Annotated in this window: 29 protein-coding genes; 23 read left to right on the top strand and 6 right to left on the bottom strand. The window is 68.4% G+C overall.

What is annotated here, in order from left to right; translation table 11 throughout:
• The first annotated feature begins 4 nt into the window (after positions 1-4).
• The 3 genes from EV647_RS08325 to EV647_RS08315 all read left to right on the top strand — a co-directional run bounded on the left by EV647_RS08325 (position 5) and on the right by EV647_RS08315 (position 1496).
• A complete protein-coding gene (locus tag EV647_RS08325; RefSeq protein WP_134000652.1) occupies positions 5-424 on the top strand; it encodes a globin in 420 nt (139 codons plus the stop codon).
• A 26-nt stretch (positions 425-450) separates the two neighbouring features.
• A complete protein-coding gene (locus EV647_RS08320) occupies positions 451-882 on the top strand; it encodes an OsmC family peroxiredoxin (protein WP_130381255.1) in 432 nt (143 codons plus the stop codon).
• 89 nt (positions 883-971) lie between these two features.
• Positions 972-1496 carry a GNAT family N-acetyltransferase gene (locus EV647_RS08315; protein ID WP_134000650.1) on the top strand — a complete coding sequence of 175 codons (525 nt, stop codon included), beginning with the start codon at positions 972-974 and terminating at the stop codon, positions 1494-1496.
• Here EV647_RS08315 and EV647_RS08310 read toward each other — a convergent pair.
• Positions 1444-2175, bottom strand: a complete 732-nt coding sequence (locus EV647_RS08310; protein WP_238175216.1) for a mechanosensitive ion channel family protein — start codon at positions 2173-2175, stop codon at positions 1444-1446. The genes EV647_RS08315 and EV647_RS08310 overlap by 53 nt on opposite strands.
• 101 nt (positions 2176-2276) lie before the next feature.
• On the opposite strand from EV647_RS08310, the gene EV647_RS08305 reads away from it, so the two are divergent.
• The 7 genes from EV647_RS08305 (at position 2277) to EV647_RS08275 (ending at position 8214) form a co-directional block, all read left to right on the top strand.
• Positions 2277-3281, top strand: a complete 1005-nt coding sequence (locus tag EV647_RS08305) for a DUF2157 domain-containing protein (RefSeq protein WP_134000646.1) — start codon at positions 2277-2279, stop codon at positions 3279-3281.
• 53 nt (positions 3282-3334) lie between these two features.
• On the top strand, positions 3335-5452 hold the full coding sequence (gene malQ / locus EV647_RS08300; RefSeq protein WP_166680247.1) for a 4-alpha-glucanotransferase: 2118 nt from the start codon (positions 3335-3337) through the stop codon (positions 5450-5452).
• A 117-nt stretch (positions 5453-5569) separates the two neighbouring features.
• Entirely contained in the window at positions 5570-6169 is a 600-nt protein-coding gene (locus EV647_RS08295) for a lytic polysaccharide monooxygenase (protein ID WP_134000644.1), read from the top strand.
• An 81-nt stretch (positions 6170-6250) separates the two neighbouring features.
• Entirely contained in the window at positions 6251-6754 is a 504-nt protein-coding gene (locus tag EV647_RS08290; protein WP_134000642.1) for a hypothetical protein, read from the top strand.
• Between the two features lie 189 nt (positions 6755-6943).
• Positions 6944-7234 (top strand): hypothetical protein, encoded by a 291-nt coding sequence (locus tag EV647_RS08285; protein WP_134000640.1) that lies wholly within the window; start codon positions 6944-6946, stop codon positions 7232-7234.
• Positions 7221-7622: a DUF5130 family protein gene (locus EV647_RS08280; RefSeq protein ID WP_238156565.1), complete on the top strand. Its 402-nt coding sequence runs from the start codon at positions 7221-7223 to the stop codon at positions 7620-7622. Before EV647_RS08285 ends, EV647_RS08280 begins: the two co-directional genes overlap by 14 nt.
• A 1-nt stretch (position 7623) precedes the next feature.
• Positions 7624-8214, top strand: a complete 591-nt coding sequence (locus EV647_RS08275; protein WP_134000638.1) for a GNAT family N-acetyltransferase — start codon at positions 7624-7626, stop codon at positions 8212-8214.
• Here EV647_RS08275 and EV647_RS08270 read toward each other — a convergent pair.
• The 3 genes from EV647_RS08270 to pepN form a co-directional block, all read right to left on the bottom strand.
• Positions 8196-8819, bottom strand: a complete 624-nt coding sequence (locus EV647_RS08270; protein ID WP_134000636.1) for a hypothetical protein — start codon at positions 8817-8819, stop codon at positions 8196-8198. The genes EV647_RS08275 and EV647_RS08270 overlap by 19 nt on opposite strands.
• 207 nt (positions 8820-9026) lie before the next feature.
• Complete coding sequence (locus EV647_RS08265; protein ID WP_134000634.1) at positions 9027-9557, bottom strand: hypothetical protein; 531 nt, start codon at positions 9555-9557, stop codon at positions 9027-9029.
• A gap of 79 nt (positions 9558-9636) precedes the next feature.
• Positions 9637-12210, bottom strand: a complete 2574-nt coding sequence (gene pepN / locus EV647_RS08260) for an aminopeptidase N (RefSeq protein WP_134000631.1) — start codon at positions 12208-12210, stop codon at positions 9637-9639.
• A gap of 111 nt (positions 12211-12321) precedes the next feature.
• Here pepN and EV647_RS08255 point away from each other — a divergent pair, with 111 nt between their 5' ends.
• The 3 genes from EV647_RS08255 to EV647_RS08245 all read left to right on the top strand — a co-directional run bounded on the left by EV647_RS08255 (position 12322) and on the right by EV647_RS08245 (position 14263).
• On the top strand, positions 12322-12936 hold the full coding sequence (locus tag EV647_RS08255) for a DsbA family protein (protein ID WP_134000629.1): 615 nt from the start codon (positions 12322-12324) through the stop codon (positions 12934-12936).
• 81 nt (positions 12937-13017) lie between these two features.
• On the top strand, positions 13018-13785 hold the full coding sequence (locus EV647_RS08250; protein ID WP_134000627.1) for a hypothetical protein: 768 nt from the start codon (positions 13018-13020) through the stop codon (positions 13783-13785).
• A gap of 10 nt (positions 13786-13795) precedes the next feature.
• Positions 13796-14263 (top strand): ribose-5-phosphate isomerase, encoded by a 468-nt coding sequence (locus tag EV647_RS08245; protein WP_134000625.1) that lies wholly within the window; start codon positions 13796-13798, stop codon positions 14261-14263.
• Here the strand turns inward: EV647_RS08245 and EV647_RS08240 are convergent.
• A complete protein-coding gene (locus EV647_RS08240) occupies positions 14227-14409 on the bottom strand; it encodes a hypothetical protein (RefSeq protein ID WP_134000622.1) in 183 nt (60 codons plus the stop codon). The genes EV647_RS08245 and EV647_RS08240 overlap by 37 nt on opposite strands.
• 10 nt (positions 14410-14419) lie before the next feature.
• Here EV647_RS08240 and EV647_RS08235 point away from each other — a divergent pair, with 10 nt between their 5' ends.
• From EV647_RS08235 to EV647_RS08190, 10 genes are all read left to right on the top strand, one after another.
• Positions 14420-15247, top strand: coding sequence for an Fpg/Nei family DNA glycosylase (locus EV647_RS08235; protein ID WP_134000620.1), 828 nt, complete (start codon positions 14420-14422; stop codon positions 15245-15247).
• Between the two features lie 63 nt (positions 15248-15310).
• Complete coding sequence (locus EV647_RS08230) at positions 15311-16405, top strand: PP2C family protein-serine/threonine phosphatase (RefSeq protein WP_134000618.1); 1095 nt, start codon at positions 15311-15313, stop codon at positions 16403-16405.
• 125 nt (positions 16406-16530) lie between these two features.
• Complete coding sequence (locus tag EV647_RS08225) at positions 16531-17463, top strand: hypothetical protein (RefSeq protein WP_238177094.1); 933 nt, start codon at positions 16531-16533, stop codon at positions 17461-17463.
• Between the two features lie 180 nt (positions 17464-17643).
• Positions 17644-18663 carry a hypothetical protein gene (locus EV647_RS08220; protein ID WP_134000614.1) on the top strand — a complete coding sequence of 340 codons (1020 nt, stop codon included), beginning with the start codon at positions 17644-17646 and terminating at the stop codon, positions 18661-18663.
• A gap of 72 nt (positions 18664-18735) precedes the next feature.
• Positions 18736-19344 carry a class F sortase gene (locus EV647_RS08215; RefSeq protein WP_238175215.1) on the top strand — a complete coding sequence of 203 codons (609 nt, stop codon included), beginning with the start codon at positions 18736-18738 and terminating at the stop codon, positions 19342-19344.
• Between the two features lie 11 nt (positions 19345-19355).
• Positions 19356-19817: a hypothetical protein gene (locus tag EV647_RS08210; RefSeq protein ID WP_238177093.1), complete on the top strand. Its 462-nt coding sequence runs from the start codon at positions 19356-19358 to the stop codon at positions 19815-19817.
• A 17-nt stretch (positions 19818-19834) separates the two neighbouring features.
• Positions 19835-20254, top strand: a complete 420-nt coding sequence (locus EV647_RS08205; RefSeq protein ID WP_134000610.1) for an SRPBCC domain-containing protein — start codon at positions 19835-19837, stop codon at positions 20252-20254.
• Positions 20255-20303: 49 nt separating this feature from the next.
• Positions 20304-20744 (top strand): nitroreductase family deazaflavin-dependent oxidoreductase, encoded by a 441-nt coding sequence (locus tag EV647_RS08200; protein WP_134000608.1) that lies wholly within the window; start codon positions 20304-20306, stop codon positions 20742-20744.
• A 193-nt stretch (positions 20745-20937) separates the two neighbouring features.
• Positions 20938-21660, top strand: a complete 723-nt coding sequence (locus tag EV647_RS08195) for a phosphatidylcholine/phosphatidylserine synthase (protein ID WP_134000606.1) — start codon at positions 20938-20940, stop codon at positions 21658-21660.
• Positions 21660-22511 carry a hypothetical protein gene (locus EV647_RS08190; RefSeq protein ID WP_134000604.1) on the top strand — a complete coding sequence of 284 codons (852 nt, stop codon included), beginning with the start codon at positions 21660-21662 and terminating at the stop codon, positions 22509-22511. Before EV647_RS08195 ends, EV647_RS08190 begins: the two co-directional genes overlap by 1 nt.
• Here the strand turns inward: EV647_RS08190 and EV647_RS08185 are convergent.
• The gene (locus tag EV647_RS08185; RefSeq protein WP_134000602.1) at positions 22508-23659 is read right to left on the bottom strand and encodes an AAA family ATPase; all 1152 of its coding nucleotides are present in this window, start codon (positions 23657-23659) and stop codon (positions 22508-22510) included. The genes EV647_RS08190 and EV647_RS08185 overlap by 4 nt on opposite strands.
• Between the last annotated feature and the right edge of the window lie 98 nt (positions 23660-23757).

Genomic DNA, 23757 nt, shown 5'->3' with positions numbered 1-23757 from the left:
CGAGATGACTGAGCAGCAGAGCTTCTACGACGCCGTCGGTGGGGCGGAGACCTTCCACCGATTGGTGGCAGCGTTCTACCGTGGTGTTGCCGCCGACCCGGAACTGCGGGCGATGTACCCGGAGGAGGACCTCGGTCCGGCCGAGGTGCGCTTCCGGATGTTCCTGGAGCAGTACTGGGGCGGCCCCAAGACGTACTCCGAGCAGCGTGGGCACCCCCGGCTGCGGATGCGGCACGCCCCGTTCGCCGTCACCCCGACCGCGCGGGACCGCTGGCTCGGCCACATGCGGGCCGCGCTCGACGAGATCGGCCTGTCCCCGGAGCGGGACGAGGAGATCTGGCGCTACATGGTGATGGCCGCCCACAGCATGGTGAACACCGACGAACCGCAGTACCCGGGCGCGATCGACGTGTCCGGCCGCTGAACCTTCTTCTAAGGAGAAACACGAGCATGGCTGCTACCCGTACCGCCAAGGCCCACTGGGAAGGCTCGCTGCTGGAGGGCGGCGGTCAGGTCAACCTGGAGTCGTCCGGGCTGGGCTCCTTCGACGTGACCTGGGCCGCGCGCACCGAGCCGGAGGCGAGCGGCCGGACCAGCCCCGAGGAGCTGCTCGGCGCTGCTCACTCGGCGTGCTTCTCGATGGCGCTGTCGCACGCGCTCGCGCAGGCCGGCAACCCGCCGGCGTCGCTGGACACCCAGGCCGACGTGACCTTCCAGCCCGGTGAGGGCATCACCGGCATCAAGCTGTCCGTGAACGGCAACGTCCCCGGCCTGACCGCCGACGAGTTCGCCGAGTTCGCCGAGGGCGCGAAGAAGAACTGCCCGGTCTCGCAGGCACTGACCGGCACGACCATCACCCTGGACGTCACCTTCACCGCCTGAGCCTCCGGCCCCGAACGCCTCCCGCGCAGAGTCCTGCGCGGGAGGCGTTTTGTCGGTGGGGCGGTGCAGACTCCGCGCATGTTCGGCTCGTGCCCTGGAGTGGAGCGGGGTGGGAAGAGCGGTTGGCCGCGGCGGGGTTCGAGGCTGCCGAGGTGCTGGTGCACATGGAGGCGCCGGCCGGGTCAGCGGTTGGAGAGCCGGTGGCTGCGATCGACACGGAGGCGGACGCGGTGGCGTTCGCCGAGGTCCAGAGTGCGGTGTTTCTCGACGTGGGGGAGCCGGACTACGACTGGTGGCAGAAGATGTTCGTCCAGCAGGCCTTGCAGAACTACCGGCAGCCCGCCCAGTCGCTCTACCTGCTACGCGTGGACGGAGATCCAGCCTCGATCACGTTGGTACTGCGGACCGGGTCGGTCGCCGGCGTGTACGCGGTCGCGACCAAACCGCAGTACCGCGGCCGTGGTCTGGCGACGCGGCTGCTCGCGCAGGCGCGCCGGGACGCGGCCGGCGGGCGGCTCACCTTGCAGGTGGTCGAGGGTTCGGACGCCGAGCGCCTGTACCTCAGCGTCGGCTTTCGTCCTGCTTACCGCTCGCCACACCTTCGTCGGTCTTGACCTCTTCTTCCTTCTCGGTGGCGGAACCGACACCGGAGGAGGCGCCGCTGTTCGGGTCGCGGCTGGTCAGGTTGCCGACCCGGAGCACTTCGCCGTTGCGGACGTACCAGGTGGTGCCGTCCTCGCCGCGCAGGGTGGTGATCCGCAGGCCCACCGCGACCACGACGCCGGTCGCCTTCTCCATGTCGATCAGGTCGCCGACGCCGTACTGGTCCTCGAAGATCATGAACACGCCGGCCAGGAAGTCCTTCACGAGCGTCTGCGCGCCGAACCCGAGCGCCACGCCGATGATGCTCGCGGACGCGATCACCGGCATGATGTTGAAGCCGAGCTCGGCGAGCACCATCACCACCAGGACGGCACTCAGCACGATGGTGACCGCACTGCACAGCAGCGAGGCGATCGTCTCGGCGCGCTGGGACCGGCGCTCGGTGGCGAGCGTGCTCTCCACGAACCCCTGGCCGAGCTTCGACTTGGCCAGGACACCGGCCACGGTGCCGTTGCCGGTCCGCCGGGCGAACCGCCGGATCACCTTGTGCAGCAGCCAGCGGAGCACGAAGAAGCCGATGATCAGGCCGGCGATCCGGGCAGGCACGACGACGACCTGGTCGGTCACCTCCAGCTTGCCGTCGTTGCCGGTCCGGAAGAAGGTCGGGAAGGCATCTGGCAGGCTCAGCAACGGTGAAAGCAGGGGGTGACTGACTAAGGACACAAGGTAGCTGGTCAGAATAGGCATCTCGCCGCCTGATGTTAGTAGGGCAGACAAGGAGACGGAAAAGCATGTCGAGCCGGCTGGACGACGAGCTTTCCAGGCTCGTGAGTGCTGGTGTGCTGCGCCAGTACCAGGCCGACTCGATCCGGGATGCCGCCGACGCGGAGATCGACGCGGCACTCGCGGACCCAGGTCGGCCGCGCCCGCCGCAGGAGCCCGAGGGGCCTGAGTCGGCCGAGGCGGAGCCGCTGCCCGTTGCGGGCCACACCAGCGCGCTGGTCGAGGTGCTCGGCTACATCGGCGGTGCCCTGCTGCTCGGTGCGGTCGCGCTTCTGACCTTGGCGAACTGGGGCGAGATGGGGCGTGCCGCGCGGATCACCACCGGTTCGGCGGCCGCGGTCGCCCTGCTCGTTTCGGCCGTGGTGCTGGCGCTGCTGCGGCGCCGGGAGCAGCTGAGTTCGGCGCTCGCCGCCCTGGGGTGTTGTGTGGCCGGGTTCGCGACGTTCGTGGCGATCGAGGGGGAGGCCGGGCGGGTCGTCGGGGTGGCGGTCGCACTGGCGCTGGCCGCCGGTGGACTGTGGTGGCTCAAGGAGCCTTCGTTGCTTGTGGCAACGTTTGGGATCCTGGCCGTGGGTGTGTTGGTGATCACGGCAGATGTCCTCACTCCGGACACCGGATCGGCTGCCAACAGCGCAGGGATCGCCGGCACCGGGTTCATCCTCGTCGCGTTCGTGTTCGCGATGCTGGGTCTGGTCCGCGATCAGGTGACGTCGTGGTCACTGGCCGGAGCGGCGATGTTCAGTTCCTCGATCTGCTGGCTCGTGCAGGAGCGCGGCGAGATCATGGCGCTCGCTGTCGGTACGGCGGGACCCGCGGCGCTGCTGGTCGCGTACGGTCGGACACGGCGTTCGGCGTACGCTGTGGTGGGCTGCTCGATCCTCCTGGTCATCTGGCCGACCGCCCTGTACCAGCTGACCGACAACCTGGCCGGCGTGGCCATCGGCCTCGTCGTAGCCAGCGCGGTCCTCCTGCTCGCCGTACTGATGCTGAGCCGCCGCCGCTCGAACGAGTAGCGCAACGCGCGCCGTTTGGCCGTTGGTGGCGTTGATGCGGCAGACTCGCTGGGGTGACTGCTCCCACTCCGGACCTTGTCGAGCTAGCGGTCGCCCATGGCGTGGCGACGGAGTACTGGAACTGGCAGGGCGAGCATGTGATCGTCTCCAGTGAGGTCGTGGCCGACGTACTCGCGGCACTCGGTGTGGACGCGTCGACACCGGAGAAGGCAGCCCTGGCGTTGGCCGAGCACCAGCAGGCGCGCTGGCGTCGTACGTTGCCCGCCACTGTGGTGATGCGGGAGGGCTGGACCCCGTGGTTCGCCGTACACCTGCCGCACGGGTCGTCTGCGGAGGTGTGGGTCGACCTCGAGGACGGCGGTCAGCGGCGGGACATCCCGCAGCAGGACCACTGGGTCGAGCCGGAGTGGGTCGACGGCGTACAGGTCGGTGAGGCGACGTTACAGCTGCCGGGGGACCTTCCGCTCGGGTACCACCGGCTGTGCGCACGGATCGGTACCAACCCGGAGATCTCGGTCAGCACGCTGATCGTCACGCCGACGAAACTGGAGCCGGAGAAGCTGCACCGCACCTGGGGCTGGGTGCTGCAGCTGTACTCCGTTCGCTCCCGGCGCTCCTGGGGCATCGGTGATCTGCACGACCTGGCCGACCTGGCCGCGTGGTCGGCGCACGACCTGGGCGCCGGTTTCGTGCTGGTGAACCCGCTGCACGCTGCGGAGCTGGCGGGCCGCATGGAGCCCTCGCCGTACCTGCCGGCGTCGCGGCGCTTCGCGAACCCGATCTACCTGCGGATCGAGGACATCGAGGAGTACGGCGACCTGGCCCCGGCGGAGCGCGACCGGGTCCGGACGCTGGCCCTGCAGGCACGGGCACTCAGTGAGGACTCGACGGCACTCGACCGGGACACGGTGTGGGCGGCGAAGCGTGAGGCACTGCAGGTGTTGTTCCGCGTGCAGCCGTCGGTGGGGCGGATCGCGGAGTACGGCGCGTACTGCGACCGCGAGAGCCAGGGGCTGATCGACTTCGCCACCTGGGCCGCGATCGCCGACGTGCACGGGCCGGAGTGGAGCAAGTGGCCCGAGGAGCTTCAGGAACCGACGACACCGGAGGTCGTTGCCTTCCGCAACGAGAACCCGGATGCGGTGGAGTTCCACTGCTGGCTCCAGTGGCAGCTCGACGAGCAGCTCGCGCGGACACAGGCCCGTGCGAAGGCGGCCGGCATGTCGCTGGGCGTCGTACACGACCTGGCCGTCGGTGTTCATCCGGACGGTGCGGACGCGTGGGCTCTGCAGAACGTGCTGGCGCCGAACATCCACGTGGGTGCGCCGCCGGACGCGTTCAACCAGCAGGGGCAGGACTGGTCGCAGCCGCCGTGGCGGCCCAACGCGCTGGCTGAGACCGGGTACGCCGCTTGGCGGGACCTGGTGCGTGCGGTGATGCGGCACGGTGGCGGATTGCGGATCGACCACATCCTCGGGATGTTCCGGCTGTGGTGGGTGACGTCGCCGGAGCGGCCTACCGAGGGCACCTACGTGCGATACGACCATGAGGCGCTGATCGGCATCCTGGTGCTGGAGGCGCAGCGGTCCGGCGTGACGGTGATCGGCGAGGACCTGGGCACCGTAGAGCCCTGGGTGCGGGACTACCTGACCGAACGCGGCATTCTCGGTACGTCGGTGTTGTGGTTCGAGCGGGATGCCGACGGGAAGCCGCTGGCGCCGGAGCGGTGGCGGGAGCTGTGCCTGGCCACTGTCACGACCCACGACCTGCCGCCGACCGCCGGGTACCTCGCAGGCGATCACGTGGAGCTGCGGAACCGTCTTGGTCTGTTGACTCGCCCTGTGGAGGAAGAGCTCGCTGTCGACGAGGCGGACCGTGACGCCTGGCTCAACGCGCTCCGCGAACGTCATCTGCTCAGCAACACCGACGGCGACGTCGCGCGGATCATCGAGGCCCTGCACCGGTACGTCGCCCACACGCCGGCCAAGCTCGTCGGTGTCGCGCTGACGGATGCGGTCGGGGAGCGGCGTACCCAGAACCAGCCCGGCACCACGGACGAGTACCCGAACTGGCGGGTGCCGCTCGGCGGGCCGGAGGGCGAGGCCCTGCTGATCGAGGACCTGCCGAACAACCAGCGCCTCCGCCGGTTGATCGGCGCGCTGAACATCTAGCTTTCCGTATTCGCCTGCTCACGAACCGTTGACAATAGATTTGAACGGTTGTTTTCTATTGAGCAGGAGAGGCGCCCTTCCTTCACTGTCCACCGCCCCAACAGTGCAGGAGTTCGCATGCTGCGACAACGGAAACTCAGCATGGCCGGAATTGCCGTCGGAGCACTCGCTTTGACGGTGTGTACGTCGGTTCCGCTCGCCTACGGCCACGGGTACACCACCGGGCCGGTCAGCCGGGCCAAGAACTGTCAGAACGGGGTCGTCGCGAACTGCGGGCAGATCCAGTGGGAGCCGCAGAGCGTCGAAGGCCCCAAGGGCTTCCCGCAGAGTGGTCCGGCGGACGGGAAGCTCTGCTCGGCAGGGCTCGGTCAGTTCGCCGAGCTCGACGACCAGCGCGGCGGAGCCTGGCCGGCCACACAGCTCCAGGGTGGCCAGGGGTTCACGTTCTCGTGGCACCTGACTGCGGCGCACTCGACCACCGACTTCAAGTACTACATGACCAAGCAGGGCTGGGATCCGACGCAGCCGCTGACCCGGTCCGCGCTCGATCTGAATCCCTTCCTCACCGTCTCGATGAACGGTGCCCGGCCGCCGAGCGACGTGTCGCACCCGGGCACGATCCCGACCGGTCGGTCCGGACGGCACATGATCCTCGCGGTCTGGACCATCGCCGACACCGCGAACGCCTTCTACCAGTGCTCGGATGTTAGTTTCTAATTCAACCTGAGGTTTCGCCAATAACTTTCTTGGGCAGTGCACTCCTTGAAATAACCGCCCCATATTTCAAGGAGTGTCCCCATGAAGTCATTGCTCCGTCGCGTCGCCGTACCTCTCGTCGCCGTCGTCGTCGGCCTGCTGCCCGGCGTGGTGGCGGTCGAGCAGGCGTCCGCCCTGACCAAGCTGACGCACTCGCAGGCGACCTCGATCTTCCGGGCCGCCGGCATCACCTGGTCGTCCAGCGGTGGCTGCTCCGACCGCTACAACTCCACTTGCACGTCGTTCGAGCAGATCAACGACAGCACGGTGTACGGCGTGCGCACGCTGAAGACCGCCAGCGGGTGCGCGGTCAACATCACCGGTGGCACCGAGGTGGGCCACGCCAGCGGCACGTACAGCCACTGGAACGGGTACAAGGTCGACATCTCGAAGTACACGTGTGTCGGCAACTACATCCACAACACGTTCACCCGGATCGCGAACCGCGGCGACGGCGCCGCCCAGTGGCGCTCGGGCGCCGGCAACATCTACGCCGACGAAGGAAGCCACTGGGACATCACCTACTACAACTGCGGCGGCTGCTGACAAGAACAACAAGCAGCCGCGCTCCGCGCGGGTTGTGAAGGAGGACTGCGGCGGCTGTTGACAAGAACGACAAGCAGCCGCGCTTCGCGCGGGTTGTGGTGGAGGACTGCGGCGGCTGCTGACCGGTCGCTGGGCCTGGACGGGAGGGGTGTCGGCCCCTCCCGTGCAGGAGGTACTAGGCTTCAGGCCGTGATTGTCGAATTGTCCGGGCACTCGTTGCTGGTGTTCGTCGGGATTCCTGTGCTGGTCATCGCCGTGCTGGCGCTGCTGGTGTTCGCGTCGTCGATCGCGAACGGGCCGCGGTACCGCCCGGGCCTGTCCTGGTGGGCCCCGCCGGTCTGGATCAACGGACCGACGGCGACCAAGCCGGACCCGGCCAACCTGCCCGAGCTGCCTGAGCTGAACAGTGCGCCCGGTTCCACCGCGACTGCCGCCACCGGCGTCGCCCGCACGCTCGGAGGCGCAAGTGCCAGCTGGTGACGCATTCACCCCGGACCAGCTCTACGACATCGAGAAGGCCGTCCGGTACGCCGAGGAGACCTCCGGCCTGCACTTCTCGGTGTACGTCGGCGGCGCGGACTCGGAGACCCGTCCGTTCGCCATCGAGCTGCTGAACGAGCTGGACGACCCGGACCGCTCGGTCCTGGTGTACGTCGACCCTGCCGGCCGGCGTCTCGAGATCGTCATCGGCGAGCTGGCCAAGCGGCAGCTGTCGGACTCGTCCGCGGGTCTGGCCGCACTCACGATGCAGACGTCGTTCGCCACCGGCGACCTGACCGGCGGCCTGGTCACCGGCGTGCAGCAGCTGGGCACGCACGCGCATCAGCCGCCGATGCTGCACGCCAACGACGAGGCGCACAAGCTCTGACGTGCCTGCCCTGGAGCCGCATCGCATCGACCTGGGCGACGTAGTACTCCGCCCGTTCGTGGCGTCCGACGAGCCCGCGGTGGCGCTGGCCCTGCAGGACCCGGGGATCCTGCGCTGGACCGCGGGTACGGCAGTGATCAGCTCACCCGCCGACAAGCGTGCCCGCCGTTGGCTGGAGCCCCGCATCGACGGCTGGGCGCGCGGCAACGCGGTCTTCGCGATCGCCGACGCGGAGACCGATCAGGTGATCGGCAACGTGGCACTCCGGGACGTCCACCGCGTACCCGACCAGGCGGTCGCGGCGTACTGGGTGAGTCCGCTGGCCCGTGGCCGCCGGCTGGGCGCTCGCGCGCTCGACGCGGCCGCGCGGTGGGGCTTCACGAGCGGCCTCCGGCTGCACCGCATCTCGCTCGACCATTCACTGGTCAACGAGGGGTCGTGTCACGTCGCACAGCGCGCCGGATTCCAGCTCGAAGGCGTGATGCGCGACTACTACGTCGAGGTGACGGGGCAGCGCCATGACTCCCACCTGCACGCCCGGCTCGCGACGGACGCACCACCTGACCTAGGACCTCAGCCTGCTGGTTCGTAGGTCGGGCAGGCGCTCTGGTACGCCGCCTGCGTGCGCGGATCCAGGCACAGGTTGAGGATCTGCTCCGAGGACGTGCCCGGGCCGAGGTACACCACCCAGGTGCCGGTGACCGGTGCCAGTGAGCTGTTGGTGATGCCCGGGTACTGACCGTTGACCAGCATGGCCTTCGCCGGGATACCGGCCCGCGTGATCCTGGCTGCGGTGTCCTTGGCCATCTCACCCGCGTCGGCCGGGTACTTGTCCAGCATCGCGATCCACTGGCCGTGCTTGAACTTCGGCGAGGTCGGACCGGTGTTCACAGGTGGCGGTGTGGTCGTCTGGGCCTTCGGCGTCGGGTTCGGCGCCGCAGCGGACACCGGCGGCCTGCGATCCGCCTTCGTGGCGCTCCCAGTGGCGCTGGTGGTCGGCTCGGCCGGTGCAGCGGCGCCGTTGTCGGTGCCCGAACCCATCCGGAGCCCGTCGGCCGGCGAATCCGACGCCGTACCCCGGGTGAGGATGAACGCGAACACCGCGACCATCGCCAGGCCGGCCACGATGGCCGCTCCGATGGCACTGTGCGAACGCTGGGCGCGCGCGCGTGGCTTGCGGTGGTCGACGCGTGTCACGGCAAGGGCCCCTCCCCAGACACCCTGGATGGATATATCCGGTGCAGCTTAAACCCAACCACTGAGTAAATGAGCCTTTCTCAGGTGGCGATAATCTCTTTCTCCGCAACGGAATCGCGCACCGCGCACGTCGTTTCACGATCCGCCGACGAGCAAGCGTTTGAACCGCACCGAACGCAGTCGGGCGGGTACGAAATCGCGATGTCCCTAGGTGCCGGAGGGAATGCCGTTGGGGTGCGGTTCCGGGCGGGTGTCCAGGGCGTCGTCGAGCCAGGAATCGACGTCCACGTCGGCGGAGAGGATGTGCTTCACGTACGACGTGCGCTCGTGGCTGAGCACCTCCAACTCCCACACGCACGGAGCGGCGCCGATCGGAGCCGGCCGGAGGTCGTCGACGTCCATGCCGCTGAAGATGCTCAGGCGGGACTGGAAGTCCTTCGCCCAGCTCTGCACCACCAGGTAGATGCCGTCGTCGCCGAGGTGCAGTACGACGACGCCGAGTCCGACGGACCCCATCGCGTCGTCGAACTCGAGCTGCCGCGTGGCAGTCGTACGGGCGATATCGACCATCTGGTCGTCCCACTGCCGTCCGCGTGCTGTGACGACGTAGGGCTTCACGAGGCGGTTGGCGTAGCGCCAGGGCATCAGTGGGGTGACTGGGCGGGGTAGGTACGCGTCTGCGAGTCCGGTCAGCGCAACAGCTGCCGCACCGGCCAGGGCGGGGTCAGAGGCGGGCACCGGTCCAGTCTTACCGCACTGCGAGGTTCAACGCGACAGGGCCGGTCTCGGATGAGACCGGCCCTGTCGGAGACGTCGGTCAGGCGACGCTGTCCTGCGCCTGCGCGGCGATCGCGCGGGTCAGGTCCGCCTGGGCCTCGGTGACGTACCGGAGCGTCGGAGCGTCCACAGACGACGACTCCGCGGCCAGCCAGCCGGTCAGCGCGTCCAGCGCCGACTGGTCGGCCAGGTGCCGCGGCGACAGGTACACCAGCACGTTCTCGCCCATCGACGAGCCCAGCCGGGTGTACACGTCCTTGGCCGCGTTCAGGTACTTGTCGACGTACGGCCGCAACAGGTCCTCCTGGCCCGGCTGCTGGAAGCCGAGGATGGTCCGGAACTGGGTCTCGTTCGGAGTGTCCTCGGACTCGACCGCGATCCGCCAGGCCTCTTCCTTCGCCTCCGCGGTCGGCCGGGCGGCACGGGCCTGGGCGGCCCGCTCCTGACCGGTGATCGTGGTGTCGCGGGTCAGCTCGTCCTCGATCTCGTCCGCACCGATCCGGCCGAGCCGGGCCAGTGCGACGATCAGCGTCCAGCGCAGGTCGGTGTCGACGACCAGACCCTGCGGCAGATCACGGCCCTCCAGCCAGCCGGCGAGCCGGTCGGCGCCGCCGTCGGAGAACACCGCCGAGCTGTACGCCCGGACGAACGCCAGCTGGTGGTCGCTGCCCGGCTCGGAGTCGGCGACCAGTCCGGCCAGCGCCTCCTCGAACTGCGCGCGCAGGGCGGGCCGGTTCTGTGGAGCGGCGTACTGGTTGATCGCGCTGCTCGCCTGGTTGAGCAGGGAGCGGACACCGGTCAGGTCGGTCTCGGCCCGGATGCCGCGCAGCACGATGCCGACGTACTGGCTGGCCGGCATCTCCGCGTCCCGGGTCATGTCCCACGCCGAACCCCAGGCGAGCGCCCGCGGCAACGACTCGGTGAGCTGGTCGATCGACTCCACCAGCGTGGCCCGCGACCGCTCGTCCAACCGGATCTTCGCGTAGGTGAGGTCGTCGTCGTTCAGCAGCACCAGGTCCGGCTGGGTCGCGCCGGTCAGCTCCGGGAGCTCGGTGCGCGGCCCGTCGATGTCCACCTCGAAGCGCTCGGTCCGGACCAGGCCGGACTCGGTCCGCCGGTACAGGCCGACCGCGAGGCGGTGCGGCCGCAGGACCGGGAACTTCTCGGTCGCGGTCTGCTCGATCGCGAACGACGTGAACGCGCCCTGGTCGTCGACTGTGAAGTCGGCGCGCAGCGTGTTCACGCCGGCGGTCCGCAGCCAGCGCTCGGTCCAGTCGTCGAGGTCACGGCCGGACGCCTTCTCGAGCGGCTTCAGCAGGTCGGCGAGCTCGGTGTTGGAGAACGCGTGGTCGTGGAAGTACTCCTTCAGCGCGGTGACGAAGGTCTCCTCACCGACGAACGCGACCAGCTGCCGCAGCGTCGATGCGCCCTTGGCGTACGTGATGCCGTCGAAGTTCACCTCGACCGCGTGGAAGTCGATCATGTCAGCCGCGATCGGGTGCGTCGACGGCAGCTGGTCCTGCCGGTACGCCCAGTTCTTCCGGGCGTTGCAGAACGTCGTCCAGGCGTCGGAGTACTTCGTCGTCGCGACCACCTGGGCCCAGTGGCTGGCCCACTCGGCGAACGACTCGTTCAGCCACAGGTCGTCCCACCAGGTCATCGTCACCAGGTCGCCGAACCACATGTGCGCCAGCTCGTGCAGCACGGTGTTGGCGCGGGCCTCCAGCTCCGCGTGCGTCGTACGGCTGCGGAACAGGTACTCGTCCCGGAGCGTCACGCAGCCCGCGTTCTCCATCGCGCCCATGTTGTACTCCGGCACGAAGGCCTGGTCGTACTTGTGGAACGGGTACGGCGTACCGAACGCCTCCTCGAACAGCGCGAAGCCCTGCTTGGTGACCTCGAACAGGTCCTCGACGTCCAGCGCCTCCTTCAGCGACGGACGGCACAGCAGCGACAACGGGTACGTCCCGTGCGGACCCTCGTACACGTCCGTCACGACGTGGTACGGACCCGCTACGACCGCGGTGATGTACGTCGAGATCCGCTCGGTCGGCGGGAACTCCCAGCGAGCCAGCTCCTCGGCGTTCGGACCGGCGTACTGCGTGGGCTCGGGCGTCGGGGCGTTCGAGATGACGACCCAGCGGGCCGGTGCGGAGACGGTGAAGGTGAACGGGGCCTTGAGGTCGGGCTGCTCGAAGGTGGCGAACACCCGGCGGGCGTCCGGCACCTCGAACTGGGTGTAGAGGTAGGTCTCCTTGTCGGCCGGGTCGACCGAGCGGTGCAGCCCTTCACCGGTCCGTGAGTACAGGCAGTCGGCCACCACGGTGAGCTCGTTGCGCTCGGCCAGCCCGTCGAGCTGGATGCGGGCGCCGTCGTAGACCACCTCGGGGTCGAGGGCGACGCCGTTCAGCGTCACCTCGCGGACCTTGTCCGCGATCAGGTCGGCGAACGTGCTCGCGCCGGCGGTGGCCGCGAAGGTGATGGTGGTCACCGACGGGTACGTCGGGGCGCCACTCGGGGCGTTGGCCAGATCGAGCTCGACGGCGTAGCTCACGTCACTGACCACGCCCGCACGGGAACGCGCCTCGTCGCGCGTCAGGTTGGTTCCAGGCATGTCGGCATCCTATGCACCTGGCTGACGGCTTGGATGCGGGTTTCCCCCCGACATGGGGTATTGGATACCGAGTCGGTATAACCGTTCCTTCAACTTTGTATGATGGTGAATATGACTGCCTCTGCAGATTTCTGGTTCGACCCGGCCTGCCCCTGGGCCTGGATGACGTCCCGCTGGATGCTCGAGGTCGAGCAGGTCCGGGATGTGAAGACGACCTGGCACGTGATGAGCCTCGCCGTGCTGAACGACGGTCGCGACGAGCTCGACGAGAAGTACAAGGCCAACCTGCGCAACCTGTGGGGCCCGGTCCGGGTACTGATCGCCGCCGAGCAGGCGCACGGCAACGACGTCCTGCTGCCGCTCTACACCGCACTCGGCACCCGCATCCACGTCGACGGCCGCGGCGTCGGCGACGGCAAGGGTGACGTGGTGAAGGAAGCACTCGCCGAGGTCGGGCTGCCGGCGTCGCTGATCGAGGCGGCCGACACCGACCGCTATGACGACGCGCTGAAGAAGTCGCACCACGCCGGCATGGACCAGGTCGGTATGGAGGTCGGTACGCCGGTGATCTCGGTGGAAGGCACCGCGTTCTTCGGCCCGGTGGTGACCCCGGCGCCCAAGGGCGAGGCGGCCGGCAAGCTCTGGGACGGCGTTCGCCTGGTGGCCGGCACCGAGGGCTTCTTCGAGATCAAGCGCACCCGGGACCGCGGCCCGATCTTCGACTGACGGTTCAGGGGTTGAACTGGAGCCGCCCGGCCGGTGAAAGTTGCTCACTCAGGAATCCGTCCAGTTGTGAGTAGGTTTCAGATGACCTTGCCCCAGACCCTGACCGCCGGCATCGCCGTGTTCGATCGCGAGGCAGGGCAGTTCGTCCACCAGCAGGACGCCGACCGGCAGTTCCGGTCGGCGTCGGTGGTGAAGCTGCTGATCGCGCTGGACTTCCTCTGGGTCCGCGGTCCGGAGTACCACGTACCGCCCGCGGACCAGGAGCGGCTCGGCGTCATGCTGCGGAGCAGTGACGACGACGCGGCGAGCTACTACTGGGAGCAGCTCGGCGGCGCGGCCATTGTCGAGCGCATGGTCGAGCGGCTCGGTCTGACGCACACGGCCGGGCCGCCGGCCAGTCACCCGGGCTTCTGGGGGTACGTCGCGATCACGGCCGCTGACACCGTCCGGATCTACCGCTATCTGCTGGAGGAGGCTCCGGTGCCCGTGCGCGAGTACGTGATGGGACAGCTGCACCAGGCGACCCGCCACGGCACCGACGGCTTCGACCAGTACTTCGGGATCGCATCGGTCTTCGAGACGGGCTACAGCATCAAACAGGGCTGGTCCGGGTTCCACGGGTCCAGCGGCTACCGGTCCGACAAGGAGAAGCCGCAGTCAGTGGTGGACCTGGTCAACGACGCACTGCATACGACCGGGACGGTCGGAGCGGACGACCGGAGCATTGTCGCGGTGTTCACGTTGCACCCGAGCGGTACGCCGTACGACAAGGCCTATGCCGCTGTGACGCAGCTGACCGCGGGCCTGACGGTGCCGGGCGGCGTACGCGTGCCGACGGCCGACAAGTAGATTGCGGGCCATGCGAGTGCACATCGGCTCCGACCATGCCGGCTTCGAACTGAAGAACCACCTGGTGCAGCACCTGACCGCTGCCGGGCACGACGTCGTGGACCACGGTCCTGCCGTGTACGACGCCGTCGACGACTACCCGCCGTACTGCCTGCGCACCGGACAGGCGGTGGTCGACGAGCCGGGCAGTCTGGGCATCGTGGTCGGTGGCTCGGGCAACGGCGAGCAGATCGCCGCGAACAAGGTGAAGGGGGTCCGGGCAGTGCTGGCCTGGAGCACCGACACCGCACGCCTCGGCCGCGAGCACAACAACGCCAATGTCATCAGCGTCGGCGCCCGGATGCACTCCGAGAAGGAGGCCACCGGGTTCGTCGAGACGTTCCTGGCGACCGACTACTCCGGCGAGGAGCGGCACACCCGCCGGATCGAGATGCTGTCCGGTTACGAGTCGACCGGCGAGCTCCCGCCGTTGCCCTGATCGTCCTGCTCGTCCGCGTCGGTCTTGGGCAGCACCGGCCGCCGTACGACGGGCTGACGGGGCCGCGACACGTCACGAGCCCGCATACTCCGGCCGGTGCCGACCACGGCCGGAGTGGGTGCCTTGGAACCACCTGTCGTCCCCATAAGAGGAATCATGCCTGAAGGTCATACGCTGCATCGGCTGGCGAACGACGTCTGGGATGCGTTCGGCGGCCGTCCAGTACGGACGTCGAGTCCGCAGGGCCGGTTCGCCGAGGGCGCCGCGCTGCTCGACGGGCACCTGCTGCGTCAGACCGAGGCCCATGGGAAGCACTTCCTCGCCGACTTCGAGGGGGCGGGCTGGCTGCACATCCATCTCGGGCTGATCGGCAAGATGGACATCCGTCCGGCGCCGGTGCCGGAACCCGTCGGCCAGGTCCGGCTCAGGCTGCAGAACGCCACGTCGTACGCCGATCTGCGCGGCGCGACCGTGTGTGAGGTGATCACCGACGAGGAGCGCGACAAGCTGCTCGGGCGGCTCGGTCCGGACCCGCTGCGCGACGACGCGGATCCGGACCTGGCATGGAACCGCATCCACCGTAGCAAGCTGCCGATCGGTCAGCTGCTGATGAACCAGGACGTGCTGAGCGGTGTCGGCAACGTGTACCGCGCCGAGGTGCTGTTCCGGGCGAAGCTGAACCCGATGACCCCCGGGAACGTGGTGAAGAAGCGCGAGTGGCAGGGCATGTGGGACGACCTGCTCGCGCTCATGAAGTACGGCGTGGAGACCGGCCGGATCGACACCGTTGCCGACGACCACACCCCGGAGGCGATGGGCCGTGACCCGCGCCGGGACGACCACGGCGGTGAGGTGTACGTGTACCGGCGCCAAGGGCAACGGTGCTACGTCTGCCAGTCGGTGATCCGGACGAAGATCCTCGCGGGCCGTAACTTGTTCTGGTGTCCCAGATGCCAGCGAACCGGACTCACTCGCAAGAGCTGAAAGCCATCGGTTGTGTTGCGAATTGATGCGCGGACCGATCGGTACCGTTATGTTCTTCACACCATGAGGAAGCGCGGCGGTCTTGTGCTGGCACGACGCATCGGCCGCCGGGTCGAGGCGCTGGGCCGTCGTGCCCGCCGTTCTCACCGGGTGGCGTTCGTCGCCCTCGTGCTGGTGCAGCTGGTCGTCTCCGTCGCGAGCGGGATGTGGACGACCGTCGTCCCGGAGTCCTTCCTGATCGTCCCGCTGGTGGTCGGCGGCGTTCTGCTGCGGTTCGGCGAACTGGTGGCGCTGACCGGGATCACGACGGCGTTCGGTGCGTACGTCGTCCTGTCGCGGGGACTGACGATGCCCCGGATCGGTTTCCTGCTGGTGCTCCTGATCGTCGGCTGGATCATGATCACCAGCGCCAAGGTGCGCAGCCGGCTGGGCGTCGCCGGCACCCGGAGCGAGTCGATGCTGATGGAGTTGCGGGACACGCTCACCGCGCAGGGGGAGATCCCGCCGTTGCCGCCGGGCTGGCGGGTCGAGGTCGCGATCCAGTCCGCCGGCGGGTCGACGTTCTCCGGCGACTTCGTGGTGTCGACGATGCACGACGACCTGCTCGAGGTGGCGCTGGTCGATGTCTCCGGCAAGGGAATCGACGCGGGGACGCGCGCGCTGCTGCTGTCGGGTGCGTTCGGCGGTCTGCTGGGAGTCGTACCCGTCGAGGAGTTCCTGCCGTCGGCGAACCGGTATCTGCGGCGCCAGGACTGGGACGACGACTTCGCGACCGTGGTGCATGTCGTCGTGGACCTGCGGACCGGCGACTTCGACGTACGGACGGCCGGTCATCCGCCGGCGATCCAGTTCGACGCGTGGTCGGGGCGGTGGCAGACGCGGGACGCGGACGGTCCACTGCTCGGTCTGGTGGAGGCGCCGGAGTTCGAGGTGAACCACGGGCTGCTGCGGTTCGGGGACGCGTTGTTCCTCTACAGCGACGGGATGGTCGAAACGCCGCGGCAGGACATCGGTCGCGGCACGGACCGGCTGACCGGGTTCGCGGAACGGCTGGTCGGACAGGGGTTCGTTGGGGCGGCCGACAAGTTGGTCGCCTCGGCCGGCGGACCGGGAGACGACTCGGCGATCGTCATCATCCACCGCACAGCCCATGCCTGAGGCAACCAAGTCTCTCGTTGTCATTCCCCGGTTTTGTTGACTTGGGCAACGAGAGGGTCATACTGCAGATGAGAAGTCTGCCCGGCTGTGACCGCAGGTAGAACAGGGGACTGGGGATGCTCACCATGGGGGTTCGCGCTCAGGCTGCCGCAATTGTGGCGGCCGCTGGAGCGCTCACGATTCTGATCGGTGCCGGTGCGATGCTGGTCCGGCCGGACGAGGTCTTCGGGCCGGCCGGTGCGGCGATGGCCGCGCCGCCGGGGAACAACGGGACCATCAAGATCGACGGGGTGGAGGTCGGCGACAAGCCGCCGGAGAACAACCCGCACCAGGGATGTTCGTTCACCGTCGAGTTCTACAACTTCGACCAAGGGCCGTACAACGCGCAGGTGATCTTCCAGGACCAGGCGCCGACGGCCGACGGCGGGCTGCAGGTCGTGTCCGGTGACCTCACGCCGTTCATCGGCGGTGATCCGGCGGGTGGCGGCAACGATCTCGACGCTCGGCAGGTCTACACGCTGAAGTTCACCGGCGAGCCGCATCCTGTCCAGGGCTATCACGTCAAGGTGACCGTGCACGCCCCTGGCTCGCAGGGCAACGACACCAAACACAAGGTCTTCTGGGTCAAGGGTTGCGACACCCCACCCACCACGCCGCCGACCACGCCGCCGACCACGCCGCCGACGACACCGCCCACTACACCTCCGACGACGCCGCCGACGACACCGCCCACCACGCCGCCGACTACACCTCCGACGACGCCGCCGACCACGTCTACGACAGTGCCTCCGTCGAGCACGGTGCCGAGTAGCGCGCCGCCGACCACATCGCGTTCGAGTGCGCCGTCGACGAGTTCGACGCACCGCACGAGTTCGACGACCTCCGGCCTGCCGACTGCCGTGGATGCCGGTCTGCCCGGTCCGCCGACCCACGCGGTCGCGGCAACCAACGACAGCCGGCCCAGCGAAACCGGCGGCATTCTGATGACGCTCGGAGGCATGCTCCTCGCGGGTGGGGCGATCGCATCCCTCCGCCGCCACGGCCGCCACGCCAGGTAAGCCGAATCACGCCCGGCAGTCACAACGATCGACCGCGCGGTTGTCCACAGGCTTCATCGCGAAGGCCTGTGGACAACCGCACGGACACGACGCCAATCGTTACCGAACGACCTTGACTGCTGTAACGGAACCGAAATACTTCTCTAGGCTTACCCCCTGCACTCTCGTACGAGGACGGATATGACCCACACGGGCGTTCGCTCCAGGGCCGCCGGCATCTTTGCCGGCGCCGGAGCACTTTCCCTGCTTCTCGGCGCAACGGCACTGCTCGTCGCGCCCTCCGCCAACGCCGACCAGACCGGCCACACCGGCCAGACCGTCGCGACCGGCGGCCAGAAAGGCAACCCGCCGGGCAACAACGGCACGGTGAAGATCGAAGGCGCCGACATCCAGAGCGGCCCGCCGGACAACAACCCGCACCAGGGCTGCACGTTCACCGTCGAGTTCTACAACTACGACAAGGACGACTCGTACAAGGCCAAGGTGACCTTCGAGGACCAGGCCCCGACGGCCGACGCCGGACTGCAGGTTGTCTCCGGCAACCTCAACCCGTTCATCGGCGAGGACGCGGCCGGCGGCGGCACCGACCTGGACGCGCGCGAGGTCTACACGCTGAAGTTCACCGGTGAGCCGCACCCGAAACAGGGCTATCACGTGAAGCTCACCGTGAACGCGCCCGGCTCGATCGGCGCCGACAAGAAGCACAAGGTGTTCTGGGTCGAGGGTTGCGACACCACGCCGCCGACCACGCCGCCGACCACCCCGCCGACGTCGACGGACACTCCGCCCACCACGCCGCCGACGACGCCTCCGACGACCACGGACACTCCGCCGACGACTCCGCCGACCACGACGGACACTCCGCCGACCACTCCGCCCACGACGACGGACACTCCGCCGGTGAGCCCGTCGGAGAAGCCGTCCACGACGCCGACGTCGCCCGGTACTTCGACCAGCCCGTCGGACACGCCCCCGACGGTCACCGAGTCGACGCCGGCCTCCGACGTACCGAGTGACACCCCGACGGCCGGTGTGCCGACCGAGGTCGACGCCGGTGCGGCCGGACCGGGCTCCAACTCGGTTGCTGACAGCAACAGTCCGTTCGGTCTCGCGGGTGGTCTGCTGCTCGCGGCCGGCGGTGCGATGCTGGCCGGGGCCGGAATCGTGTCGCTCCGTCGACGCGGGACGCACAGCGCCTAGCCGGACCTTGTAGGACTCGGTATGACCTCTGCCCGTCGACGCGGCCGCCCTGCTCCACTTCGGTGGAGTGGGGTGGTCGCGCTCGTGGGTGTCGGCGTACTCGGGGTCGGCGCCTACCTGCAGTTCGGTGGTAACCAGCAAGCCGGGGCGACCCCGTCGGCGACATCCGCGTCGCCGTCAGCAGCGGCCTTGGGCAGGCCTGCGGTCGTTCCGAAGTCGTCGGCCGGCCGTACGTCGACAGCACGTGCCGGAAGGCCCACGCGCATCGACATCCCGCAGTTGGGCGTTGTCGCACCGGTCGTGGCGATCGACGCCGTACATGCCGCGTTGACCCCGCCTTCCGACGCATCCACGGTCGGCTGGTGGTCCGGAGGAGCGCAGCCCGGGAGCAAGCGCGGTTCCGCGGTCATCACCGGCCACACGGTTCACAACGGTGGCGGCGCGTTCGACAACCTCGGCAAGTTGGTGCCCGGATCCGTTGTGCGGGTGTCGACGGCTCGTGGCCAGTTGCCGTACCGGGTTGCCACTGTGACGACGTACCGGAAGGCCACGCTGGCGAAGCGTGCCGCGCAGTTGTTCGACCAGAGCGTTCGCGGCCGGCTCGTTCTCGTGACGTGCGAGGACTGGAACGGCGAGGTCTATCTCAGCAACGTGGTCGTCGTCGCCCTGCCGATGGCGTAGCCTGCTCCGTCGTGACGATCGATGGGCTGGGCGACACCTTCGGCGCTCGCGCGGATCGGGCGGCGCCGGACGTCTCGTTCGAGGAACTGGTCGCGATGATGCCGGAGGCGTTGCGGGAGGTGTTCCCGCCGTACCGCTGGCAACTCGCGAAGCTCTGGGAGCTCGATCTGAAGGTCGAGCCGGTGGAGATCGCGGACCTGGTCTGGATGTTCGACCTGCCGCTGTGGCAGCTCGAGGGTGAGCGGTTCAAGGTCACGCCGCATCAGGTCGCGGAGACGCCGATGAACTTCCGCGCGCACTACCAGCGGGTGATGGACGCGGATCTCGACTTCCCGATCAACCTGGTCGCCTACCGCGGCCGGCTGGTCGTGCTGGACGGCGTACACCGGCTCCTGAAGGCGCACTTCCTGCGCCGCCGGTGGGTCGAGGCGACCATCGCGACCGCGACGCAACTCAAGTCGTGCGCCGTTTGAGGGGCAGGATGGTCGGCATGGACAGCGTTGAGCGTGAGGTGTACGTCGAGGCCCGGCCGGAGACGGTATGGGCCGCCGTGACGCAGCCCGAGGTGTTCGCCCGGTGGTACGCGTTCGGCGGCGCGGAGATCGACCTGCGGCCGGGCGGGCGGCTGGTGATGCGGTGGGACGAGCACGGGGAGTTCTTCGGATTCGTGGAGAAGGTCGAGCCGGGCCGGCGGTTCGCCTACCGGTACGCCGTCGATCCCGGAGTGGAACCGGCGCCGGGTAACGCGAACCTGGTCGAGTTCACCCTCACCCCGGAAGCCGAAGGCACCCGCCTGCTGGTCGTCGAATCGGGCTTCGACCGCCTGGACGACGAACAGAACCCCGACCGGTCCGCGCAGGCCTGGGACAACGCCCTCACTGCCCTGACCGCCGTGGCCCCGACACTCTGACCACGCCGGGAGGTGTCGATGTTGATGTGTCACCATTATCATTGGTGACATGACATCGAACAATGACGACTACGCTCCGAGCCCCACCGGCTGGGTGCGGGACCAGGTCGAGAAGGTCGCCGCGGCCGGGACCACCGAAGCGGTCGACATCATGGGTATGAAGGTGGTGCTGCTGACCATGCGCGGCGCCAAGTCCGGCAAGATCCGGAAGGTCCCGCTGATGCGCGTCGAGCACGACGGCGTGTACGCCGCGGTCGCCTCGCTGGGCGGCGCTCCCAAGAACCCCGTCTGGTACTACAACTTGAAGGCCGACCCGAAGCTCACCCTGCAGGACGGCGAGACCACCAAGGAGTACGTGGCCCGCGAGATCGAGGGCGAGGAGTACGACGAGTGGTGGCAGCGGGCCGTCGCCGCCTACCCGCCGTACGCCGAGTACCAGACGAAGACCACCCGGAAGATCCCGCTCTTCGTGCTCGACCCCGTCACGTAGTTCCCCGGGCCCCGTGACTGACCCAGAGGTCCCGCGGACCTCTGGTCCTTGCAAAGATCTGCGGGAGATGACGGTCGGTCACTGGGGCGGGACCAGGCTTGTGAGACGCTGGCGGAGGCTGGGTCCACCTCGACCCGGCCCGACGCGCTGCGTCGCCTGAGTTCTGGGAGTTGTCCTGACCACACACGACGCGGTGCGGGAACCGTTCGTCGGGTCGACGCGGCTGCGTCTGGCCGGACTTGCACTGCATGCCTATACCGCGAGCGGAACGGTGCTCGCGTTGCTGATCGTGATCGCCGCTATCGACGGCGACGCCGTCCGGGCGCTCTGGCTCGGGCTGGCGGCCCTGGTGATCGACGGAACCGACGGGATGCTCGCACGCCGGCTGCGGGTGAAGGAGACCATCCCGTGGTTCGACGGCGCGATGCTGGACAACATCGTCGACTACCTGACGTACGCGTTCGCGCCGATCGTGCTGCTGTGGACCGGTGGCTATCTCCCGTCCGGGAGTTGGGGTGCGGTCCTCGGTGCACTGCCGCTGCTTGCGTCCAGCTATCAGTTCTGCCGGGTCGACGCGAAGACCGAGGACCACTTCTTCCTCGGCTTCCCGAGCTACTGGAACGTAGTTGCGTTCTATGTGGTGGTGCTCGGCCTCAGCCCGGTCAGCACCGGCATCATCCTGGTGGTCTGCTCGGTGCTCGTCTTCATCCCGGTGAAGTACGTGTACCCGTCGCGCACGAGGGCATTCCGCTCACTCAACCTGTTGACGACCGCGATCTGGCTCGCGTCGTACGCCGTACTGCTCGCGCAGATGCCGAACCCGAACGCGATCGTGGTCGCGATCTCGCTGGCCTACCTCGTCTACTACGGCGGCCTCAGCCTCTACCTCACCTGGCGCCGTAGGATCGTTTCGTAGTGGTTCTCGGTCTCGGCGCGGCGCTCGGCGCCGCGGTGCTGTTCGGTGTCGGGGCGATCCTGCAGGCCGTCGGTTCGCGGAAGGTGCCGACCGAGTCGGAGCTGGATCCACGGCGGCTCGGTGGGTTCGTGGTCGCGCTGCTCAGGCAACCGGCGTTCCTTGGTGCGCTGGCGCTGAACCTGGCTGGTTTCGGGCTGCACTTCGTCGCGCTGCGGTTGCTGCCGTTGTATCTGGCGCAGGCGGGGATCGCGGTCAGTCTGGTCGTGACCGCGTTGCTCGCGACCCGGTTGATGTCGGACAAGCTGAGTACGCTCGAGTGGTCCGCGGTGATCGGTGTCTGCGTCGGGCTCGGTCTGCTCGCGGTGGCGGCGGGCGATGCGGGCGCCAGCGCGCAGCATCACGGCCTCACGATCGGCATCATCGTGGGACTCGTCGTCATCGCCGTACTCGGTGCCGTTGCCAGTCGTTCGCAGCACGGTGTCTCCACGGCGCTGCTCGGGATGCTCGCAGGACTCGGGTACGCCGGGGTTGCGATCTCGGCGCGCTTGTTGCAGGACGGGTCGATGAGCGAACTCGTCCGGAGCCCAACGCTGTACACGCTGCCGATCAGCGGAGCGCTCGCGTTCATCCTCTACTCGTTGGCCCTGCAGCGTGGTTCGGTGACGCTGGCCACCACGCCGATGATCGCGTTGCAGACCATCACCCCGGCCGCGGTCGGCGTGTTCGTCCTCGACGACGCCGTACGCGCCGGATGGTGGCCGGCCGCGATCGCCGGCTTCGTCCTGTCCGCGGCCGGATCCGTGATCCTCGTCCGCTTCGAGAGCGTCAAGCCTCCCGACGACAAGCCCTAGCGGGTCGGCCATTTCCACGGCGGCTCGTCCAAGGGGCCTTGGCCGGTGATGGTGGTCGCGCCTTTCTCCTTCACGAGTTCGATCGTCGAGAGGTCGGGGGAGAGGGCCTCGATCGACGCGATGAACGGGCGGGAGTGGGTGACGACGATGACCTGGGTCTCCTTCGCCGCGGTGATCACCAGGTTGGCCAGCGCCGGGAGGAGATCGGGGTGCAGGCTCGTCTCGGGCTCGTTGAGGACGAGGAGTTCGGGTGGTCTCGGCGTGAGCAAAGCGGCGACCCACAGGAGATATCTGAGGGTGCCGTCGGAAAGCTCGGCGCCGGAGAGCGGACGCAGCAACCCGTGCTGGTGAAAGGCGATCTCGAAACGCCCTGCGGTGTTGGTGATCTGGACGCGGCTGCCGGGGAACGCGAGCTCGATCGCCTCGTCCAAAGCTCCTCGAGGACCTAGCTCCCGCACCGTCTGCAGGGCCGCAGCCACGTCCGCGCCGTCCGCGGAGAGTACGGGGGTGCGCGTACCGACCTGAACTCGGCGAGCGGGCGCTGTCGCGTCGGTGCGGAAGTGGTCGTAGAACCGCCAGCCCCGCAGGCGTTCCCGCACCAGGAGCAGTTCGGGCGCGCGCTCCGGGTCCGCGAACTCGCTCAGCATGCTGTCGAACGTCTGCAGCTGGTGCCCGCCCCGCTGCCATTCGCCACTCGCCGTACGGATCCGCACCTCGTGGTTGGTGCGCTCGACCAGCAACGCCGCCGGCCGCAGGAACGGCCCCGCCCACAAGGCTTCCCGCTTGATCTCCGGATCCAGATCGAACTCCGATCCGTTCGGGATCGGCAGCCCGAGATCCATCAGATAGCCGTAGTCGTCCCCCGCGAACCCCATCCGCAACGTCACCGGACCGGTCCTCCGGGTGCCTTGCGTGGGCCGGTCCTTCCGGACATGCTCAGGTCCCGCCCACAGCGTCGACTGCAGACCGCCCTCCCGAGCCAGCGCCGCCACCGCACCGTTGCGCGAAGCATCAGCCAGCAACCGAAGAGCCCGGTAGAGACTCGACTTCCCCGTCCCGTTCGCGCCGGTCACGACATTCAGACCACGCAACGGCATGACCACCCGCCGCAGCGACCGGTAGTTCTCCACCGCCAGCGTCGTCAACATGCCCTTCACGGTACCGACGCCCTGCGACAGTTCTGCGCCGTTGTCATGTCACAGGCGGCGGTGCTGTCTCGTCTCGGGAGCGAAGCCGAACGAGGAGC

The organism is Kribbella sp. VKM Ac-2566 (assembly GCF_004366005.1).
GTDB classification, from domain to species: domain Bacteria; phylum Actinomycetota; class Actinomycetes; order Propionibacteriales; family Kribbellaceae; genus Kribbella; species Kribbella pratensis.
This window is presented reverse-complemented; position numbering and strand designations above follow the sequence as displayed.

Coding starts and splice junctions, on each gene's coding strand:
- EV647_RS08225 (WP_238177094.1), top strand. CDS start 16,531: ATGGGGGTTCGCGCTCAGGCTGCCGCAATTGTGGCGGCCGCTGGAGCG.
- EV647_RS08325 (WP_134000652.1), top strand. CDS start 5: ATGACTGAGCAGCAGAGCTTCTACGACGCCGTCGGTGGGGCGGAGACC.
- EV647_RS08245 (WP_134000625.1), top strand. CDS start 13,796: ATGCGAGTGCACATCGGCTCCGACCATGCCGGCTTCGAACTGAAGAAC.
- pepN (WP_134000631.1), bottom strand. CDS start 12,210: ATGCCTGGAACCAACCTGACGCGCGACGAGGCGCGTTCCCGTGCGGGC.
- EV647_RS08185 (WP_134000602.1), bottom strand. CDS start 23,659: ATGTTGACGACGCTGGCGGTGGAGAACTACCGGTCGCTGCGGCGGGTG.
- EV647_RS08290 (WP_134000642.1), top strand. CDS start 6,251: ATGAAGTCATTGCTCCGTCGCGTCGCCGTACCTCTCGTCGCCGTCGTC.
- EV647_RS08255 (WP_134000629.1), top strand. CDS start 12,322: ATGACTGCCTCTGCAGATTTCTGGTTCGACCCGGCCTGCCCCTGGGCC.
- EV647_RS08205 (WP_134000610.1), top strand. CDS start 19,835: ATGGACAGCGTTGAGCGTGAGGTGTACGTCGAGGCCCGGCCGGAGACG.
- EV647_RS08250 (WP_134000627.1), top strand. CDS start 13,018: ATGACCTTGCCCCAGACCCTGACCGCCGGCATCGCCGTGTTCGATCGC.
- EV647_RS08240 (WP_134000622.1), bottom strand. CDS start 14,409: ATGGGGACGACAGGTGGTTCCAAGGCACCCACTCCGGCCGTGGTCGGC.
- EV647_RS08305 (WP_134000646.1), top strand. CDS start 2,277: ATGTCGAGCCGGCTGGACGACGAGCTTTCCAGGCTCGTGAGTGCTGGT.
- EV647_RS08230 (WP_134000618.1), top strand. CDS start 15,311: ATGAGGAAGCGCGGCGGTCTTGTGCTGGCACGACGCATCGGCCGCCGG.
- EV647_RS08200 (WP_134000608.1), top strand. CDS start 20,304: ATGACATCGAACAATGACGACTACGCTCCGAGCCCCACCGGCTGGGTG.
- EV647_RS08220 (WP_134000614.1), top strand. CDS start 17,644: ATGACCCACACGGGCGTTCGCTCCAGGGCCGCCGGCATCTTTGCCGGC.
- EV647_RS08295 (WP_134000644.1), top strand. CDS start 5,570: ATGCTGCGACAACGGAAACTCAGCATGGCCGGAATTGCCGTCGGAGCA.
- EV647_RS08320 (WP_130381255.1), top strand. CDS start 451: ATGGCTGCTACCCGTACCGCCAAGGCCCACTGGGAAGGCTCGCTGCTG.
- EV647_RS08235 (WP_134000620.1), top strand. CDS start 14,420: ATGCCTGAAGGTCATACGCTGCATCGGCTGGCGAACGACGTCTGGGAT.